Below are 350 nucleotides of genomic sequence, written 5' to 3' on the forward strand. Positions count from 1 at the left end.
CCCCCACCACCTGCGCGGTCCCCGACGCCTCCACGATCACCGCGATCAGGATCCCCGCGCCCACCACCGGCAGCACCACGTGCCGGAACCACCTGGGGGCCCCCTCCGCGCGTCGTACCGCGAACCAGCCCACCACCGACGCGTGCAGCAGCACGAATGCCGACAGCGCCCCGACGTTGACCACCGACACCAGCTTGTCCAGGCCGTCGCCCCGCTGCGCCGCCCACACCGCCGCCCCCAGCGTCACCACGGCCGCCAGCAGCAGGGCCACCCGGGGCACGCCCGAGTCCGTACGGGACAGGCCGCGCGGCAGCCGGCGTTCGCGGCCCATGGCGAACAGCAGCCGGCCC

Annotated in this window: 1 pseudogene; it reads right to left on the reverse strand. The window is 76.0% G+C overall.

The features are described 5' to 3' along the window. Nucleotides 1–350: pseudogene (locus GT042_RS14085) on the reverse strand (APC family permease); the annotation flags it as partial.

It is taken from the genome of Streptomyces sp. SID3212, from assembly GCF_009865405.1.
In the GTDB taxonomy this organism is placed as follows: domain Bacteria; phylum Actinomycetota; class Actinomycetes; order Streptomycetales; family Streptomycetaceae; genus Streptomyces.